Genomic DNA, 16,333 nt, shown 5'->3' on the forward strand with positions numbered 1-16,333 from the left:
TCCCTAAATATTAATTATACATTTAATTAATTTCAAGTGAGTGATGAGATGACGTCTCAAATCACGACCCAACCTGCGCCGTCGATTCGTTTGCTGTTCAGCGCGCTGCTGCTAGTCATGCTGCTGTCGGCGCTGGATCAGACCATAGTCTCAACCGCGCTGCCGACGATTGTCGGCGAGCTGGGCGGGCTGGATAAGCTTTCCTGGGTGGTGACCGCCTATATTCTTAGCTCGACCATTGTGGTGCCGCTGTACGGTAAATTTGGCGATCTGTTTGGCCGAAAAATCGTGCTCCAGGTGGCGATCGTCCTGTTTCTGGTCGGCTCCGCGCTGTGCGGCGTGGCGCAGAATATGACACAGCTGGTGCTGATGCGTGCCTTGCAGGGGCTCGGCGGCGGCGGTCTGATGGTCATTAGCATGGCGGCGGTTGCCGACGTGATCCCACCGGCTAACCGTGGCCGCTATCAGGGGTTGTTCGGCGGCGTGTTTGGCCTGGCAACGGTGATCGGACCGCTCATCGGCGGGTTCCTGGTGCAGCACGCTTCATGGCGCTGGATCTTCTATATCAACCTGCCGTTGGGGCTGTTTGCGCTGCTGGTAATCGGGGCGGTGTTCCACAGCAGTAACAAACGTAGTCAACATCAGGTTGACTGGCTGGGCGCGATTTACCTGAGTATGGCGCTGCTGTGCATTATCCTGTTTACCTCTGAAGGCGGCAGCGTGCGCGCGTGGAACGATCCGCAGCTGTGGTGCATCCTGGCCTTTGGCGTGGTGGGGGTAATCGGCTTTATTTATGAAGAGCGGATTGCCGCAGAACCGATTATTCCGCTCTCCCTGTTCCGTAACCGCAGCTTTCTGTTGTGCAGCATGATTGGTTTTGTCATCGGGATGGCGCTGTTTGGCTCGGTCACCTTCCTGCCGCTCTATCTGCAGGTAGTGAAGGCGGCGACCCCGACGGAGGCCGGGCTACAGCTGATCCCACTGATGGGCGGCCTGTTACTGACGTCAATCATCAGCGGGCGCATTATCAGCCGTACCGGGAAATACCGCCTGTTTCCGATTCTCGGGACGCTGACAGGCATGGTGGGGATGTTGCTGCTGACGCGGATAACGATCCACTCGCCGATGTGGCAGCTGTATCTGTTTACCGGCGTGCTGGGCATGGGGCTGGGACTGGTGATGCAGGTGCTGGTGCTGGCCGTGCAGAACGCGATGCCGGCGCAGATGTACGGCGTGGCGACCTCCGGGGTGACGCTGTTCCGCTCGATTGGCGGCTCCATTGGGGTGGCGCTGTTTGGCGCGGTGTTTACCCACGTGCTGCAAAATAACCTGCAGCGCCTGTTGCCGGAAGGGGCCGAACTGCCGCGGGCGCTGAACCCGGCGGCGGTGCAGAACCTGCCGTCTGAGATCCGCCTCGATTACCTCGACGCATTTGGCTCGGCGATCCATGCCGCCTTCCTGATGGCGGCCTGCATTATGGCGGTGGCGTTCCTGCTGTCGTGGCTGCTGAAAGAGGTGCCGTTGAAAAAGGCGATGGACTAACCGGTTGCTGCAATCCGTCGCAGCGCCTGACGCAGCGCGGGAGTGGCGAAATCGAGAAATTTCCGCAGCTTCAGGGGGGCCAGTTCCCGAGCGGGGTACAGCAGATGGACCGGCGCCGCTGGCGGTTCGAGGGTTTCCAGTACCAGCCTGAGCTCCCCGCAGGCCAGGCCATCGATAGCCTGATAGTGCAGCAGGCGTGCAACGCCGGTGCCCAACCGTGCTGCGTCCGCCGCGCTCTCCGGGGTGGTGACCCCGAGCACCGGCTGCAGGATGACCAGCCGGTCTTCCGCCGCCGGCGCGTTAAAACGCCAGCCGTTATAGGGCATCGGAGATTCAATATGGATCGTCGGGAGTGCACTTAGCTCGCGGGGGCGCTGCGGCGTCCCGTGCTTTTCCAGCAGCGCCGGGTGCGCGCAGGTGACGATACGCATCTCGCCGAGGCGAATGGCGACCATGCCGCTGTCCGGCAGGACCCCGATGCGTACCGCGAGGTCAATATGATCGTCGATCAGATCGGCATTGCGGTCGCTCAGCAATAAACGGATGCGAATTTGCGGGTAACTGGCAAGAAAATCAGTAACTATCGGTAAAACGTGTTGCCGGCCAAACATCGTCGGCGCCGCAATCACCAGTTCCCCTTTCGGCTGCTGATACTCTCCCGCCGCCTGGCGTTCAGCATGCTCCACCTCTTCCAGAATCCGCCGTGCGGCAGTGACATAATCGATCCCGGCATCGGTCAGCGTCAGTTTGCGGGTGGTACGGATCAGCAGGCGCACCCCGAGCGCGCTTTCCAGTTCGGCGATCTGGCGACTGACGGTGGTTAGCGGCATATGCAGCGTGCGCGCCGCGGCCGACATGCTGCCGAGTTCCGTGACCTTCACCAGCAGTGCCATCGCGCTTAAGCGGTCCATGATTATCCCGTTTATCGGAAAGATGATTCTCAGTATCCCAGTATTATCATTATTGGCGGCAGAGTCCATGATGAGCGCAGTGATACCGGACCCGGAGGCGTTATGTCAGGCGACTTTCTTGATATCGCCATCACACCTGATGTGATGGATGTGCAGCATGAAATGGGCAGTGACGGCATGTGGCAGTCCCCGCGCCGTCCGCGCCGGGGCGAACGCTTCTCTGACAGCGAAGAGGAGATGATTACCAGCCGCGACAGCTTTTACCTGGCGACGCTCTCCCAGACCGGCTGGCCCTACATCCAGCATCGCGGCGGGCCCGTTGGTTTTCTTCATCTGCTGAATGACACCACCCTGGCGATGGCCGATTTTGGCGGTAACCGGCAGTACATTACCACCGGCAACCTGCGCGGTAGCGACCGGGCCTGCCTGTTTCTGATGGATTATCCGCGGCGTGCAAGGCTCAAAATTTATGCCACCATTGACGTGCTGGCGAAGGAGGATGAGCCGGAACTACTGGCGCGGGTGACGCCGGAAAACTATCGGGCCAGAGTCGAGCGCATCTATCGTTTTCACCTACAGGCCTTCGACTGGAACTGCCCGCAGCATATTACGCCACGCTACAGCCCGCAGCAGATCGCGGAATACAGCCAGACGCTGCAGCAGCGCATCCATGAACTGGAGCAGGAAAACCAACGGCTGCAACAACAGTTAACCCTCAAAGGAGAGCCATGATGACCGATCACCGTCCGCCATTACCGCCGTTTACCCGTGAAAGCGCGATGCAAAAGGTGCGTGCCGCCGAAGATGGCTGGAACAGCCGCGATGCGCAAAAGGTGGCGCAGGCCTATACCGTCGACAGTGAGTGGCGCAACCGCAGCGAGTTTGTGCATGGCCGGGCTGAAATCATCGACTTCCTGACGCGAAAATGGAGCAAAGAACAGGAATATCGCTTAATCAAGGAGCTGTGGGCATGGAGCGATGAGCGTATCGCGGTGCGGTTTGCCTACGAGTGGTGTGATGACAGCGGCCAGTGGTTTCGCTCATACGGCAACGAAAACTGGGCCTTCGATGAGCATGGGCTGATGCATACGCGCTATGCCTGCATTAACGACCTGCCGATTGCGCCGAGCGAGCGCCTGTTCCACTGGCCTCAGGGACGCCGCCCGGATACGCATCCGGGACTGAGCGAACTGGGGCTGTAGACAGGCGCGCTGCGGGTTAATCCGCTTTCGGGAAGTCGACGACGGTGTCATTGACCCGGTTCACCATGTTGGTGAACAGAATGGCGCTCACCGCGCTGATGATCTCAATCACCTGCTGGTCGCTGAAGCCAGCGTGGCGCACCGCGCTGACCTCTGCTTCTGGCAGGGTGCCGCGGGTGCTTACCAGGGTCTGGACGAAGGTCACCAGCGTATTGATGCGGGCATCGTCAGCATAATCACCGTGACGCAGCGCCTGGATCTGCTCGCGGCTGTAGCCCGCTTTTTTCGCCATCAGGGTGTGTGCCGCCAGGCAATAATCACAGCCAGTGGCTTCGCTCACCGCCAGGTTAATAGCCTCCAGCTCTTTTGCGTTCAGACTGCCTTTGCTCAGCATCGCGTTGTGCGCCAGCGCCTGCTGTAACGCCGCCGGCGAATGGCCGCCAATGGTCAGATAGGCATTCGGGACCTTGCCCATCGCTTTCTTGATCCCGGCAAAAATCTCGGCGGCTTTGCCGCTGACGTCTTGTTCATGAATCTCTGTTAAACGGCTCATGGTGTGCTCCTGTCTGAGTGAGGGTGTGTCGTGGCAATGACGCCATCTTAGGGAAGTTCCGCGTGCTAGACTGAGGCTCTACGTCTCATATTTATGTCTTATCGTCTCAGGGAGTGGCATGGACAGTCTCAGTCATCTGTTGGCGCTGCTGGCGCCGCGTTGTGAAGTTAATCTGCACTGCCGGTTTGGCGGCCGCTGGCAGGCCGGTCATGAGCAGATGCGCCGCGGGGTGGTGCCGTGGCATTTTGTCCTGCACGGCGAGGGGCGGCTGACGGTTGGCAAGCAAAGCCGTCATATGCGGGCGGGGGATGTGATCCTGCTGCCGCATGGTTCGCCGCATTTGATGGAAAGCCTGGTGGAGTGGGGCCAGATCCTGCCCGTCGCCCACCGCTTTAACGGCACGGTGACCGAGGTGCGCACCGGCAGCGACCACGATGCGCTGGAGATGCTGTGCGGGGAATTTTACTTCGGGCCACACGTCAGCTGGCTGTTTGCGCAAGATAGCGATCTGATTCACCTGCATACCGACGAGCGGGCGGAGTGCCCGGAGCTGGCGCTGCTGCTTGACGTACTGGTGCGCGAAAGTCTGCTGGAGCACCCCGGCGGCGCGGCGATTGTGCGCAGCCTCGGTGATACGCTGCTGGTGTTCCTGCTGCGCACGCTGCTAGGTAGCGACACTCCGCCGGAGGGGCTGCTGCGCCTGATGAGTGATGAACGGCTGATGCCTGCGGTCTTTGCGGTGCTGGCGGCGCCGGAGCAGCCGTGGACGCTGGAGAGCATGGCCGCCCGTGCGTTTCTGTCACGGGCCACCTTCGCACGTCACTTTACCCGCGCTTATCACCTGACGCCGCAGGCGTGGCTCTCTCAATTGCGGATGGCGATGGCCGCGCGCCTGCTGCGCATCGAGCGGCAGACTAACCTGGAGGTGATTGCCGGGCGCTGCGGATTTCAGTCGCAGGCGTCGTTCTCGAAGACCTTTAAGAAGCTGTATGGCGTAACGCCCGGCGAGTGGCGGCGTCGCTAACAGCAAAAAAATAGTCGTCCGGTTTTCGGTTGTTGCACCTGTGGCGAACGGGCCAGAATCCGTCGTATCACCACAACACCGGAGCATCTATGGATTTCACACAACAGCATCACCAGGCCACGCCATTGCTGCTGGCTAACGTCTGGGACGTCCCCAGCGCCAGCGCAGCCGTCGAGGCCGGATATACGGCGATAGGAACTTCCAGCGCCGCGATTGCCCACAGTCTGGGGCTGAGTGATGGCGACGCGCTGCCGTTTGCGGAACTGCTGCACCGGGTCACCCGCATTCGCGCCCGGGTGGCGTTACCGCTCAGCGTGGATATGGAAGCGGGCTATGGCGCCAGCGTAGAAGAGGTGGTAGAAAATCTGCGTGCCCTGGCGCGCACCGGGGTGGTCGGCGTTAATCTTGAAGACAGCGTAGTGCACGAGGGCGTACGGACCTTGGTGGACGCGCAGGCTTTTGCCCGGCGTCTGCAGGGGATAACCACAGGGCTGGCGCAGGCGGGGGTGTCGCTGTTTGTTAATGTCCGCACCGACCCCTTCGTGCTGAACCGGCCTCAGGCGCTAGCGGAGACGATGGCCCGGGGCCAGCTGTATGCCGGGCACGGCGCCGACGGGCTGTTTGTTCCCTGCGTGACCGAGGCTGCGGATATCGCCGCAATTGTTGCGGCGGTGGCGCTGCCGCTGAACGTCATGGCGATGCCTGCGCTGCCCGATCATGACCAGCTTGCGAAGCTGGGTGTGAAACGTATTTCGATGGGCAATGTACTGCACGATGCGCAACAAGGGCATCTGCACCGGCTGCTGAAGACCGTCCGGCAGCAACGATCGTTTAAAGGGGTATTTGACCATGCAGGTGACTGATAGCGGGTTATGCGATACCTGGTACGACGCACTCCTGGCCCGCGACTCCGGCTACGCGGGCGTTTTTTTCGTGGGAGTGAAAACCACCGGTGTGTTTTGCCTGGCAACCTGCCGCGCCCGCAAGCCGAAGCGGGAAAACGTCGAGTTCTATCGCGACTTTAAAGCTGCGCTGAGCGCCGGGTTCCGCCCGTGTAAGATCTGCCGGCCCACGGAAAATGCCAGCTCCGCGCCGCCGATGGTGGAGCAGGTGATGCAGCAGCTGCGGGCTAACCCGAAAGCGCGGATCAGCGATGACCAGCTGCGCCAGCAGCACATCAGCCCCGAGCGGATCCGGCGCTGGTTTACCCATCATTACGGCATGACGTTTCAGGCCTTTCAGCGGATGCTGCGGGTGAATACCGCCCTGCAGGAGCTAAAGGGCGGGCGGCGTGCTACCGACGTGGCCTTCGACAGCGGATACGACTCGCTGAGCGGGTTTGGCTACACCTGTAAAAAACTCACCGGCCACGCGCCCAGCGAGGCGGCGCAGGTGATCCTGCTGCACCGCTTTACCACGCCCATTGGCCCGATGTTTGTCTGCGCCAGCGAGCGCGGGGTTTGCCTGCTGGAGTTTGTCGACCGGCGGATGCTGGAGACGGAGTTTCGCGATCTCCAGCGCTTACTTTCGGCGAGGATTATCGCCGGCGAGAATCACCATACGCGCCAGGCGGTGGCGGAGATCGGCGAATATTTTGCCGGCCAGCGGCGCCATTTTTCCCTGACCCTGGAGACGCCGGGCAGCGATTTCCAGCAGACGGTGTGGCAGCAGCTGCAGGCGGTGACATACGGTACCACTGAACATTATCAGGGGCTGGCGCAGCAGATGGGCAACGCCGGTGCGGTACGGGCGGTCGCCAACGCCAACGGTGCCAATCGGGTGGCGATCGTCATTCCCTGCCATCGTATTATCGGCAAAGATGGCTCGCTGACCGGCTACGGCGGCGGGCTGGCGCGCAAGGCGTGGCTGCTGGCGCATGAAGCGAAATATCGCTAGATGATTTTATTTCCTGTTGCTGTTTTGAGTGTTTAAAAACCGGTCTTAAAGCCGTTATAGTTTTCGTCGAAAATAATAATGACTTTCTCATGGACTGACAGGATAACAATGATGAAATTGCGTTTACGGACAGCCGCCGCAGTGATGCTGGCGGGCCTGCTGCTGGCAGGTTGCGACCAGAAAAGCGGTGATGCGAAACACATTAAAGTTGGCGTGATTAACGGCGCGGAACAGGATGTGGCGGAAGTGGCGAAGAAGGTCGCCAAAGAGAAGTTCGGGCTGGACGTCGAACTGGTGGGCTTCAGCGGGTCGCTGCTGCCGAACGAATCGACCAACGCCGGGGATTTGGATGCTAACGTCTTCCAGCACCGGCCGTTCCTCGAGCAGGATAATAAAGCGCATAACTATCATCTGGTTGCCGTCGGTAATACCTTCGTGTTCCCGATGGCCGGCTATTCGCGAAAAATTAAATCGGTGGCCGACCTGAAAGACGGGGCGACCATCGCCATTCCGAACGATCCGACCAACCTTGGCCGCGCGCTGCTGCTGTTACAGCAGGAGAAGCTGATTACCCTGAAGGCCGGTACCGGGCTGCTGCCGACGGCGGTCGATATCACGGACAACCCGCATCACCTGAATATTATGGAGCTGGAAGGCGCGCAGCTGCCGCGGGTGATTGATGACCCGAAAGTCGACGTGGCGATCATCAGCACCACCTATCTGCAGCAAACCGGGCTGTCGCCGGTGCATGACGGGATTTTCATCGAAGATAAAAACTCACCGTACGTGAATATCATTGTGACCCGCGAAGAGAACAAAAACGCCGAAAACGTGAAGGAATTCATCCAGTCCTATCAGTCACCAGAAGTGGCGAAAGCGGCAGAGACTATCTTTAACGGCGGCGCGGTTCCCGGTTGGTGATCCTCTGCCTATGATGTGACTCCGCTACGCTAAACGGCCCCGCTGCTGCGCCATCAGATGCAGCAGCGGTACCAGAGAGAGCCCGTCCGGCATCTCGCCGCGGGCGATGAGCTGGCCAATCTCGTCAAAGGTAAACCACCCTGTTTCCATCACCTCATCCTGATCCGCGTCCATCCCGACATACTCCAGATCGCGAGCAAGCCAGGTGATGAACAGCTGGTCGCTGCTGCCATAGGAGGGGTTATAGCGGATAATTTCTTCGGCATTTTTCGCCTGCCAGCCGGTCTCTTCCCGCAGCTCGCGCAGGGCGGCGGCTTGCGGCTCTTCCCCTTCATCAATGCCGCCGGAGGGAATGGCCCACATCACCTGATCGATCAGATAACGGTAGTGGCGGATCAGCAGCACTTTGTCCTGCTGGATAGCCACAATACCCACCGCCGGGCGCGGGTAATGGATTGAGTAAAAGTCGCGGCGCTCGCTGTCGGTGATATCGATCGCCACCTTACGCATGCTGAACCACGGGGTTTGCGCCATCACTTCCGCATCGTGCATATCGGCGGCGGTCAGTCTCTTTTTCATCGTCACTTTTCCTCAGAACATGAATATTCAGAACACCATAGCCAGGGGCAGATGGCAACCGCGCAAAGTTGGCCCAATATCATCGATCATTGCCCAAATGCCCATATTGTACCAGGCTGGTGGGACGTACGATGTTCGCCAGATGACCGTGAAGAGGAGTGAACATCATGAAAATGACCCATATTCGTAATGCAACGCAACTGATTGAGTATGCAGGTAAAAAATTCCTGATTGACCCGATGCTGGCGCAGCAGGGTGCCTGGCCTGGATTTGCCGGCACCGCCCGTGCCGAACGGCGTAACCCGCTGGTGGGACTGCCTGTTTCCGTCGATACGCTGGTGGATGTCGATGCCGCGATCGTCACCCACACCCACGAAGATCACTGGGACGAGGCGGCGATCGCGGCGATCCCGAAAACGCTGCCGGTATTCGTGCAGCATGAAGGCGATGCCGGGCTGCTGCGGGGACAGGGGTTCAGCGATGTTCGTCTGCTGTCTGAGCACAGCGAATTCGACGGGGTGGTGCTACAAAAAACCACCTCCGGGCAGCACGGCAGCGACCGCACCTACGCGGTACCAGCGATGGCGGAGCGCCTGGGTGAGGCCTGCGGCGTGGTGTTCCGCCATCCGCAGGAGAAAACGCTGTGGCTGGTAGGCGATACCATCTGGCGCCCGGAGGTTGAAGCCGACATGCGGCGACTGCACCCTGACGTGGTGGTGCTGAACGCCGGTTACGCGCATGTGATCGGTTTTGGCCCGATCATCATGGGCAAAGAGGATGTGCTGAAAGCGCATTTCACGCTGCCGGAGGCAAATATTGTGGCTATCCATCTCGAAGCGGTTAACCACTGCTTGCTGAGTCGCGCGGAGCTGCGTGAGTATGTGGCTGACAATCAGATTGCCGATGTCGTCAGTATCCCGCAGGATGGAGAAAGTCTTTTCTTTTAGCCGGTTGTAGGGAGCGGAGGGCACCATGAAACTCACCGATGTTGCGATTGTCGCCGTGGACGGCTTTAGCCCTTTTCACTACTCGGTTCCCTGCATGGTGTTTGGCGACAGTGTTTCGGACACCCGGCGTTTCAACCTGCAGATTTGTGCCGAGCAGCCGGGATTATTGACCGCCCGCGACGGTTTTGCGTTGAACGCCAGCGCCGATTTTAAGGCTCTCGAGCAGGCCGATATCGTGGTGGTGCCGTTTTGGGGCGCGGTGCATCAGCGCCCGCCGCAGTCGCTGCTGGACAGCCTGGTGCGGGCCAGAGCGCACGGCGCTGAGATTGTCGGCCTGTGCCTGGGCGCCTTTGTGCTGGGCTATGCCGGGCTGCTGGACGGCAAACGGGCGGCCACCCACTGGGAGTTTGAGCAGGCGTTTCAGCAGTTGTTTCCTCAGGTGCAGCTGGATATCAACGCGCTGTACGTGGATGACCAGAGAATGATTACCTCCGCGGGCACGGCGGCGGCGCTGGACTGCTGCCTGTACATTATCCGCCAGCGCTTTGGCAGCCTGGCGGCAAACCAGATTGCCCGACGGCTGATCGTTCCGCCCCATCGCGAGGGCGGCCAGGCGCAGTTTATTGCCCAACCGGTGCCGAAAAACACCCGCGATGCGCGGATTAATGGCCTGCTGGAGTATCTCCAGCAGCATATTCACGAGCCGCACAACCTCGACACGCTGGCGCAGGTGGTGGCGATGAGCCGCCGGACGCTCACCCGCCATTTCGCCCACGCCACCGGCATGAGCATCGCTGACTGGCTGACCGCCGAGCGTCTGCGGCGCAGCCAGCTTCTGCTTGAAGCGGGAGATATGCCGGTGGAGCAGGTGGCGGAAATGGTCGGCTTCCGTTCCGCCGTCACCTGGCGCCAGCAATTTAAATCCCGCTTCGGCGTGAGCCCGAGGGAGTGGCGACGTACCTTTCGGCGCGGCCCTTAACCGGCGAGGGTGGCGCTGTCGATCACGAAGCGATACTTCACGTCCCCTTTGACCATTCTCTCCCAGGCTTCGTTGATCTGATCGCCGCGAATCAGTTCGATATCGGCGACGATGTCGTGTTCGGCGCAGAAGTCGAGCATCTCCTGGGTTTCCGGGATCCCACCAATCATCGAGCCGGCAATCGCGCGGCGGCGGAAGATCAAATTGAAGATTTCCGGTGACGGATGCGGGGTCGCCGGGGCGCCAACCAGGGTCATCGTACCGTCGCGCTTGAGCAGCGTGGTGAAGGCATCAAGGTTGTGCGGTGCCGCCACGGTGTTGAGAATAAAATCGAAGCTTTTCAGGTGCGCGGCCATTTCGTCGTCGTTGCGCGAGACGACTACCTCATCGGCGCCCAGCTCTTTCGCCGCTTCACGCTTGGATTCCGAGGTGGTGAAGGCCACCACGTGGGCCCCCATGGCGTGGGCCAACTTGATCCCCATATGCCCTAACCCGCCAATGCCAACGATACCGACTTTTTTCCCCGGCCCGACCTTCCAGTGGCGCAGCGGAGAGTAGGTGGTGATCCCGGCGCAGAGCAGCGGTGCCACGGCGGCGAGTTGGGCTTTCGGATGGCGGACGTGGAGCACATAGCGCTCGTGTACCACCACCTGCTGCGAATAGCCGCCGAGAGTGTGTCCGGGCTCATCGGCCGTCGGACCGTTGTAGGTTAGCACCATGTGGTCGCAGTAGTTTTCCAGCCCCGCTTCGCACTCTTCACAGGCTTTGCAGCTGTCGACCATGCAGCCGACGCCCACCAGGTCGCCGACGCTAAATCCCGTGACCTGATTGCCGATGGCGGTGACCTGGCCGACGATTTCGTGCCCCGGCACGCAAGGGTAGAGCGTGCCGGCCCATTCGGAACGCGCCTGATGCAGGTCCGAGTGGCAGACGCCGCAGAAATCGATGGCGATCTGCACATCATGAGGGCCTGGGTCGCGGCGTGAGATGGCCATTGCTTTCAGCGGTTGGGTGGCGGAGTACGTACCAATAGCGTTGATCTGCATAGCGAAACCTCTTTCTGAATGAACGAGCTGAAGAAACCGGAGGGGGGAACGAATCGTTGTTGGCAACGGTAAGCGTAGCCTGGTCAGCGCCGGACGTGGCGCGATTAGCTCAGAGTGTTAAAAAGAAAAAGGCGGCACCAACGGCAAATCCCCCGCGTGGCAGGGGATCCGTCATGCCGGGAGGTTTATTCGATCGGCGTCAGGTAGTCCAGGCGCAACGGTTCGGCCAGCAGGCTGTTCATCTGCGCGATAAAGGCCTGAAAATGCGGCAGCGAGATATGGGTTTCCAGCGCGGAGGCGTCGCGCCACGATTCGCGCATATAGAACGTGTCCGGGGCATCGCGCAGCTGGAACAGGGCGTAATCGAGGTTGCCCGGCTCCTGGCGGGTTGGCTGCAGGAGTGCCTGCAGCGCTTTGCCAAGTGCGTCAACCTGGCCTGGTTTGGCTTTTAATACCGCCAGAATCGAGATCGCGTCGTGGCTCATCTTAAAAGCCTTCCAGCACGATTTTGCCGACAGCGCGGCCGGTTTCCAGCTGAGCATGGGCCTTTTGCAGGTTGCTGGCGTTAATTGGCCCGTAATGCTCGCCCAGGGTGGTTTTGATGGTCTGGTCGTCAATCAGGCTGGCAACCCGGGTCAGCAGCTGGTGTTGGGCAATCATATCCGGCGTGGTGAACATCGAGCGGGTGAACATAAATTCCCAGTGCAGTGAGATGCTTTTGGCCTTCAGCGGCCGGGCATCGAGGGTTTCCGGATCGTCGATCAGCGCCAGTTTACCCTGCGGCGCGAGGGCGGCGATCAGCTGGGCGTAATGCTGTTCGGTGTTGTTGAGGCTGGCGACATGGGTGACCGCGGGGATCCCAATCCGCGCCAGCTCTTCGCTGAGCGGCTTGCTGTGATCGATAACATGGTGCGCGCCCGCATCACGTACCCATTTCTGGCTTTCCGGCCGCGAGGCGGTGCCGATCACCGTCATTCCGGTCAGTTTGCTGGCCAACTGGGTGAGAATCGAACCGACGCCGCCCGCCGCGCCGACAATCAGCAGCGTGTCCCCGCTATTGCCGCCTTCCTGTACGCCAAGCCGGTCAAACAGCAGTTCCCATGCGGTAATGGCGGTCAGCGGCAGGGCGGCGGCAGAGGCGTTATCCAGCGAGCGCGGCTTCAGCGCGACCAGGCGTTCATCAACGAGCTGAAACTCGCTGTTGCTTCCCGCGCGGCCCAGCGCACCGGCGTACCAGACTTCATCCCCCGGCGTGAACAGCGTGACCGCTTCGCCGACCGACTTAACTACCCCAACCGCGTCCCAGCCCAGCACGCGCGGGGTATCGCCGGTAAACCCGGCGCGGACTTTGGTGTCCACCGGGTTAACGGAAATGGCCTTGATTTCGATCAGCAGGTCATGCCCTACGGCAACCGGCACCGGTAGTTCAATATCACGTAAAAAAGGAATGTTGCTGCCGTCTGTGGCGGCACGGGTAATGGCGATCGCTTTCATATTTTCTCCGCAGAAGGAATAGGGTTTATCAATGGCATGCATCAAGGATAGACCGGTGGGAGAAGGGGAAAAACGCCCCGGCGGCGATAACAGTTATATGCAGAAAGTGAAAATCAGGGGGGAGCGTGGGTTCAGGCAGAAAGGCGTCATTGAGTTCGTTGTACAGTGGCTGTCAGTGACAGAGTGGTTTCGTTTATTTCGAATATTGAGGATTTCGATTATTTCGAATATACTCGCCAGCATGATCCAGAGGAGTCCAATCTATGACCACACTGACGAATATCAGCCTTCCCGATCGCCAGGAAAGCGAACTTGCGCAGCGCGGGCAGCGTGAACTCGCCGCCTATCTTTCTAGCGGGCTGGAAACACAGCGTATTGCCATCCTCGGCGAGGATGATAAAGCCCATCCGATCGAGCTACCGACCAGCGCGTTGACTCTGCTGATGGATATCCTCGGGGAGCTGGCTTGCGGTAATGCGGTACAGATCGTTCCCGTGCAAGCTGAACTGACCACGCAGGAGGCGGCAAATTTACTGAATGTCTCTCGCCCGCATATGGTGAAGCTGCTGGAAGCGAGGCAGCTTCCATTTCACAAAACGGGGCGGCATCGCCGGGTGTTGTTCGCCGATCTTATGGCGTATAAAAAACGCAGGGAACAGGAGAGCCTGGACGCGATGCAGTCGCTGGCCGATCAGGCGCAGGATTTAGGGATGTATTAATGCGACATTCACCATACCCGGTGATTTTAGATGCGTGTGTGTTATATCCGGCGCGACTCAGGGATTTGCTGATGCACCTGGGGATTGCCGGGCTCTATCAGCCTAAATGGAGTCATGCTATTCAGGATGAATGGTGCAGAAACCTGATCGCTAATCGGCCAGACATCCCGTCCCAGGCACTTCAGCGGACCGTAAAACTGATGAATTCTGCTTTACCAGATGCCAATGTGACGGGATATAAGGGATTGATAAAGGGCCTGGAAATGCCCGATCCCCACGACAGGCATGTGCTGGCAGTAGCGATAAGAGCCAAAGCTGAAATTATCGTCACGCTTAACCACAAAGACTTTCCGCCAGAAGTGCTGCGCCCTTTTGAAATAGAAGCGCTTCACCCGGATGTCTTTATTTCTGATTTATTCGACCTCAATCATGCCCTGGCACTGGAGGCCGTAAGGCGTCAGCGGCAGTCCCTAAAAAATCCACCGATGACGGTAGATGAGTTCCTCACGATGCTGTTAAAGCAGGGATTGCCCATGACGGTGAAAGCGCTGATGAATTATCCGTACGCCATTTAAATCGATAAAAACGACTATCAATAACGCATTGATATTTAGATGATTGATTCGTGTGGTGTACGACGGAGGACTAACCAGGGGGAGCAAACTGGCGGAAGATCACAGGAGTTGAACCTGCCCGGGACCGCTGGCGGCCCCAACTGGATTTGAAGTCCAGCCACCTCACCGGAGATGACGATCTTCCGCGCCTCGATTGCTACATGGAGGCGGGGCGCATTATAGCTACTTTCCGCCATTTACCACATACCTAAACGCACTTTTTTACTGTTAAAACTGGACATTACAGAACAGTCTTACATAAACCCTTTCGAAATCCGAGGGTTACACTTTTTCGTCTGCATTCGGCCTACCGCGATCACAGAAAACAAGAAACATAATTTGATAACGAGATATCGCAATTCATCTTACTCAGCGGATCGTTTACAAATTCTGTAACCGGTACCAACCCGTGATACCGTTTGGGGAAGAGTGCGCACATGAAAGAACATATATTGTCCGTCAAAGAGAAGATTGGCTACGGCATGGGTGACGCCGCCAGCCACATCATTTTTGATAACGTCATGTTGTACATGATGTTTTTCTACACCGATATTTTTGGTATTCCCGCTGGTTTTGTTGGCACCATGTTCCTGCTGGCGCGTGCGTTGGACGCGATTTCTGATCCCTGCATGGGGCTGCTCGCCGACCGTACCCGCAGCCGCTGGGGGAAATTCCGCCCGTGGATCCTCTTCGGCGCGATCCCGTTTGGCCTGGTCTGCGTACTGGCCTACAGCTCACCGGACCTCAGCCACAACGGCAAACTGATCTACGCCGCCGTCACCTATACCCTGCTGACCCTGCTCTATACCGTGGTGAATATTCCCTACTGCGCGCTGGGCGGCGTCATTACCGATAACCCAACCCAGCGTATCTCGCTGCAGTCCTGGCGCTTCGTGCTGGCGACGGCGGGCGGCATGCTCTCCACCGTGCTGATGATGCCGCTGGTCAACTTTATCGGCGGCGACGACAAAGCGCTTGGCTTCCAGGGCGGCATTGCGGTGCTCTCCGTCATCGCCTTCCTGATGCTGACCTTCTGCTTCTTTACCACCAAAGAGCGCGTGCAGGCGCCACCGAGCACCACCTCCATGCGTGAAGACCTGCGCGACATCTGGCGCAACGACCAGTGGCGTGTGGTCGGCGTGCTGACCATCCTGAATATCCTCGCGGTCTGCGTCCGCGGTGGCGCCATGATGTACTACACCACCTGGATTATGGGCTCAGCGGCGTTGTTTACCGTCTTCCTGACCACTTACTGCGTCGGCAACCTGATCGGCTCCGCACTGGCAAAACCGCTCACGGACTGGAAATGCAAAGTCAGCGTGTTCTGGTGGACCAACGCGATTCTGGCGGTGCTGAGCGTGGCGATGTTCTTCGTGCCGATCGATGCGGAAATCACCATGTTCGTCTTTATCTTCGCGATTGGTGTGCTGCACCAGCTGGTTACGCCTATTCAGTGGGTAATGATGTCCGACACCGTTGACTACGGCGAATGGTGCAACGGTAAACGGCTGACGGGTATCAGCTTCGCGGGCACCCTGTTTGTGCTCAAGCTCGGTCTGGCGCTGGGCGGCGCGATGATTGGCTGGATGCTGGCCGGCGGTGGCTATGATGCGGCGGCCAAAACCCAAAATGGCGCGACCATCACCATTATTATCGCGCTCTTTACCCTCGTACCGGCAGTCTGCTATGCGCTGAGCGCGGTTATCGCCAAACGCTACTACACGCTGAAAACGCCGTTCCTGGTAAAAATCATGGCCGAACTGGCCCAGGGCGCACGTCGTAACGAACAAGATTTCGCTTCAGCACCGATCGGCAAAGAATTGCAAAACTAAGAGCCTGGCCCATCAGGCTATTTTATTTGCCGTTTTGGCCCTGGTCAGTGCTCGCCATCTCACGTACTGCGTGT

18 protein-coding genes and 1 tRNA gene are annotated in these 16,333 nt (G+C 59.1%); 12 read left to right on the forward strand and 7 right to left on the reverse strand.

Annotated elements, in window-relative coordinates; genetic code table 11:
* Positions 1–48 precede the first annotated feature (48 nt).
* Entirely contained in the window at positions 49–1,542 is a 1,494-nt protein-coding gene (locus tag ACMYSP_RS12920; RefSeq protein WP_434582472.1) for an MDR family MFS transporter, read from the forward strand.
* Here ACMYSP_RS12920 and ACMYSP_RS12925 read toward each other — a convergent pair.
* A complete protein-coding gene (locus tag ACMYSP_RS12925; protein WP_434582473.1) occupies positions 1,539–2,453 on the reverse strand; it encodes a LysR family transcriptional regulator in 915 nt (304 codons plus the stop codon). The genes ACMYSP_RS12920 and ACMYSP_RS12925 overlap by 4 nt on opposite strands.
* A gap of 102 nt (positions 2,454–2,555) precedes the next feature.
* On the opposite strand from ACMYSP_RS12925, the gene ACMYSP_RS12930 reads away from it, so the two are divergent.
* Together ACMYSP_RS12930 and ACMYSP_RS12935 are read left to right on the forward strand one after the other, a co-directional pair.
* Positions 2,556–3,185 (forward strand): pyridoxamine 5'-phosphate oxidase family protein, encoded by a 630-nt coding sequence (locus ACMYSP_RS12930; protein ID WP_434582474.1) that lies wholly within the window; start codon positions 2,556–2,558, stop codon positions 3,183–3,185.
* Positions 3,185–3,655 (forward strand): DUF1348 family protein, encoded by a 471-nt coding sequence (locus ACMYSP_RS12935; RefSeq protein WP_434587080.1) that lies wholly within the window; start codon positions 3,185–3,187, stop codon positions 3,653–3,655. Before ACMYSP_RS12930 ends, ACMYSP_RS12935 begins: the two co-directional genes overlap by 1 nt.
* A gap of 16 nt (positions 3,656–3,671) precedes the next feature.
* On the opposite strand, the gene ACMYSP_RS12940 is transcribed toward ACMYSP_RS12935, so the two are convergent.
* The gene (locus tag ACMYSP_RS12940) at positions 3,672–4,208 is read right to left on the reverse strand and encodes a carboxymuconolactone decarboxylase family protein (RefSeq protein WP_434582475.1); all 537 of its coding nucleotides are present in this window, start codon (positions 4,206–4,208) and stop codon (positions 3,672–3,674) included.
* 118 nt (positions 4,209–4,326) lie between these two features.
* On the opposite strand from ACMYSP_RS12940, the gene ACMYSP_RS12945 reads away from it, so the two are divergent.
* The 4 genes from ACMYSP_RS12945 (at position 4,327) to nlpA (ending at position 8,049) form a co-directional block, all read left to right on the forward strand.
* Positions 4,327–5,232 carry an AraC family transcriptional regulator gene (locus tag ACMYSP_RS12945; RefSeq protein ID WP_434582476.1) on the forward strand — a complete coding sequence of 302 codons (906 nt, stop codon included), beginning with the start codon at positions 4,327–4,329 and terminating at the stop codon, positions 5,230–5,232.
* An 89-nt stretch (positions 5,233–5,321) separates the two neighbouring features.
* A complete protein-coding gene (locus ACMYSP_RS12950) occupies positions 5,322–6,095 on the forward strand; it encodes an isocitrate lyase/PEP mutase family protein (protein WP_434582477.1) in 774 nt (257 codons plus the stop codon).
* Positions 6,082–7,128, forward strand: a complete 1,047-nt coding sequence (locus ACMYSP_RS12955; RefSeq protein ID WP_434582478.1) for a bifunctional transcriptional activator/DNA repair enzyme AdaA — start codon at positions 6,082–6,084, stop codon at positions 7,126–7,128. The genes ACMYSP_RS12950 and ACMYSP_RS12955 overlap by 14 nt, the downstream gene beginning before the upstream one ends.
* A gap of 111 nt (positions 7,129–7,239) precedes the next feature.
* On the forward strand, positions 7,240–8,049 hold the full coding sequence (gene nlpA, locus ACMYSP_RS12960; RefSeq protein ID WP_434587081.1) for a lipoprotein NlpA: 810 nt from the start codon (positions 7,240–7,242) through the stop codon (positions 8,047–8,049).
* Positions 8,050–8,073: 24 nt separating this feature from the next.
* Here the strand turns inward: nlpA and ACMYSP_RS12965 are convergent, their stop codons facing one another.
* Positions 8,074–8,628, reverse strand: a complete 555-nt coding sequence (locus ACMYSP_RS12965; protein ID WP_434582480.1) for an NUDIX domain-containing protein — start codon at positions 8,626–8,628, stop codon at positions 8,074–8,076.
* 167 nt (positions 8,629–8,795) lie between these two features.
* Between ACMYSP_RS12965 and ACMYSP_RS12970 the strand changes: the two genes are divergently transcribed.
* Positions 8,796–9,575, forward strand: a complete 780-nt coding sequence (locus tag ACMYSP_RS12970) for an MBL fold metallo-hydrolase (protein ID WP_434582481.1) — start codon at positions 8,796–8,798, stop codon at positions 9,573–9,575.
* Positions 9,576–9,600: 25 nt separating this feature from the next.
* Positions 9,601–10,554: a GlxA family transcriptional regulator gene (locus tag ACMYSP_RS12975; protein WP_434582483.1), complete on the forward strand. Its 954-nt coding sequence runs from the start codon at positions 9,601–9,603 to the stop codon at positions 10,552–10,554.
* On the opposite strand, the gene ACMYSP_RS12980 is transcribed toward ACMYSP_RS12975, so the two are convergent.
* From ACMYSP_RS12980 to ACMYSP_RS12990, 3 genes are all read right to left on the reverse strand, one after another.
* Positions 10,551–11,600, reverse strand: a complete 1,050-nt coding sequence (locus ACMYSP_RS12980; RefSeq protein WP_434582484.1) for an NAD(P)-dependent alcohol dehydrogenase — start codon at positions 11,598–11,600, stop codon at positions 10,551–10,553. The two genes, ACMYSP_RS12975 and ACMYSP_RS12980, sit on opposite strands and share 4 nt — an antisense overlap.
* A 185-nt stretch (positions 11,601–11,785) precedes the next feature.
* A complete protein-coding gene (locus ACMYSP_RS12985; protein ID WP_434582486.1) occupies positions 11,786–12,085 on the reverse strand; it encodes a putative quinol monooxygenase in 300 nt (99 codons plus the stop codon).
* Position 12,086: 1 nt separating this feature from the next.
* Positions 12,087–13,094, reverse strand: a complete 1,008-nt coding sequence (locus ACMYSP_RS12990) for a zinc-binding alcohol dehydrogenase family protein (protein WP_434582488.1) — start codon at positions 13,092–13,094, stop codon at positions 12,087–12,089.
* A 263-nt stretch (positions 13,095–13,357) separates the two neighbouring features.
* Between ACMYSP_RS12990 and ACMYSP_RS12995 the strand changes: the two genes are divergently transcribed.
* Both ACMYSP_RS12995 and ACMYSP_RS13000 read left to right on the forward strand, forming a co-directional pair.
* Positions 13,358–13,813, forward strand: coding sequence for a helix-turn-helix domain-containing protein (locus ACMYSP_RS12995; RefSeq protein ID WP_434582489.1), 456 nt, complete (start codon positions 13,358–13,360; stop codon positions 13,811–13,813).
* Positions 13,813–14,388 carry a PIN domain-containing protein gene (locus tag ACMYSP_RS13000; protein WP_434582491.1) on the forward strand — a complete coding sequence of 192 codons (576 nt, stop codon included), beginning with the start codon at positions 13,813–13,815 and terminating at the stop codon, positions 14,386–14,388. Before ACMYSP_RS12995 ends, ACMYSP_RS13000 begins: the two co-directional genes overlap by 1 nt.
* Before the next feature lie 89 nt (positions 14,389–14,477).
* Here ACMYSP_RS13000 and ACMYSP_RS13005 read toward each other — a convergent pair.
* Positions 14,478–14,572 (reverse strand) — tRNA-Sec (locus ACMYSP_RS13005).
* Between the two features lie 292 nt (positions 14,573–14,864).
* Here ACMYSP_RS13005 and ACMYSP_RS13010 point away from each other — a divergent pair.
* Positions 14,865–16,259 (forward strand): glycoside-pentoside-hexuronide family transporter, encoded by a 1,395-nt coding sequence (locus tag ACMYSP_RS13010; RefSeq protein WP_434582492.1) that lies wholly within the window; start codon positions 14,865–14,867, stop codon positions 16,257–16,259.
* The last annotated feature ends 74 nt before the right edge of the window (positions 16,260–16,333 follow it).

It is taken from the genome of Klebsiella sp. R390, assembly GCF_051131745.1.
Lineage (GTDB): Bacteria > Pseudomonadota > Gammaproteobacteria > Enterobacterales > Enterobacteriaceae > Klebsiella.

What these genes read in the sequence shown, in the direction of transcription:
- ACMYSP_RS12920 (WP_434582472.1), top strand. Translation starts at nt 49, where the DNA reads ATGACGTCTCAAATCACGACCCAACCTGCGCCGTCGATTCGTTTGCTG.
- ACMYSP_RS12925 (WP_434582473.1), bottom strand. Translation starts at nt 2,453, where the DNA reads ATGGACCGCTTAAGCGCGATGGCACTGCTGGTGAAGGTCACGGAACTC.
- ACMYSP_RS12930 (WP_434582474.1), top strand. Translation starts at nt 2,556, where the DNA reads ATGTCAGGCGACTTTCTTGATATCGCCATCACACCTGATGTGATGGAT.
- ACMYSP_RS12935 (WP_434587080.1), top strand. Translation starts at nt 3,185, where the DNA reads ATGACCGATCACCGTCCGCCATTACCGCCGTTTACCCGTGAAAGCGCG.
- ACMYSP_RS12940 (WP_434582475.1), bottom strand. Translation starts at nt 4,208, where the DNA reads ATGAGCCGTTTAACAGAGATTCATGAACAAGACGTCAGCGGCAAAGCC.
- ACMYSP_RS12945 (WP_434582476.1), top strand. Translation starts at nt 4,327, where the DNA reads ATGGACAGTCTCAGTCATCTGTTGGCGCTGCTGGCGCCGCGTTGTGAA.
- ACMYSP_RS12950 (WP_434582477.1), top strand. Translation starts at nt 5,322, where the DNA reads ATGGATTTCACACAACAGCATCACCAGGCCACGCCATTGCTGCTGGCT.
- ACMYSP_RS12955 (WP_434582478.1), top strand. Translation starts at nt 6,082, where the DNA reads ATGCAGGTGACTGATAGCGGGTTATGCGATACCTGGTACGACGCACTC.
- nlpA (WP_434587081.1), top strand. Translation starts at nt 7,240, where the DNA reads ATGAAATTGCGTTTACGGACAGCCGCCGCAGTGATGCTGGCGGGCCTG.
- ACMYSP_RS12965 (WP_434582480.1), bottom strand. Translation starts at nt 8,628, where the DNA reads ATGAAAAAGAGACTGACCGCCGCCGATATGCACGATGCGGAAGTGATG.
- ACMYSP_RS12970 (WP_434582481.1), top strand. Translation starts at nt 8,796, where the DNA reads ATGAAAATGACCCATATTCGTAATGCAACGCAACTGATTGAGTATGCA.
- ACMYSP_RS12975 (WP_434582483.1), top strand. Translation starts at nt 9,601, where the DNA reads ATGAAACTCACCGATGTTGCGATTGTCGCCGTGGACGGCTTTAGCCCT.
- ACMYSP_RS12980 (WP_434582484.1), bottom strand. Translation starts at nt 11,600, where the DNA reads ATGCAGATCAACGCTATTGGTACGTACTCCGCCACCCAACCGCTGAAA.
- ACMYSP_RS12985 (WP_434582486.1), bottom strand. Translation starts at nt 12,085, where the DNA reads ATGAGCCACGACGCGATCTCGATTCTGGCGGTATTAAAAGCCAAACCA.
- ACMYSP_RS12990 (WP_434582488.1), bottom strand. Translation starts at nt 13,094, where the DNA reads ATGAAAGCGATCGCCATTACCCGTGCCGCCACAGACGGCAGCAACATT.
- ACMYSP_RS12995 (WP_434582489.1), top strand. Translation starts at nt 13,358, where the DNA reads ATGACCACACTGACGAATATCAGCCTTCCCGATCGCCAGGAAAGCGAA.
- ACMYSP_RS13000 (WP_434582491.1), top strand. Translation starts at nt 13,813, where the DNA reads ATGCGACATTCACCATACCCGGTGATTTTAGATGCGTGTGTGTTATAT.
- ACMYSP_RS13010 (WP_434582492.1), top strand. Translation starts at nt 14,865, where the DNA reads ATGAAAGAACATATATTGTCCGTCAAAGAGAAGATTGGCTACGGCATG.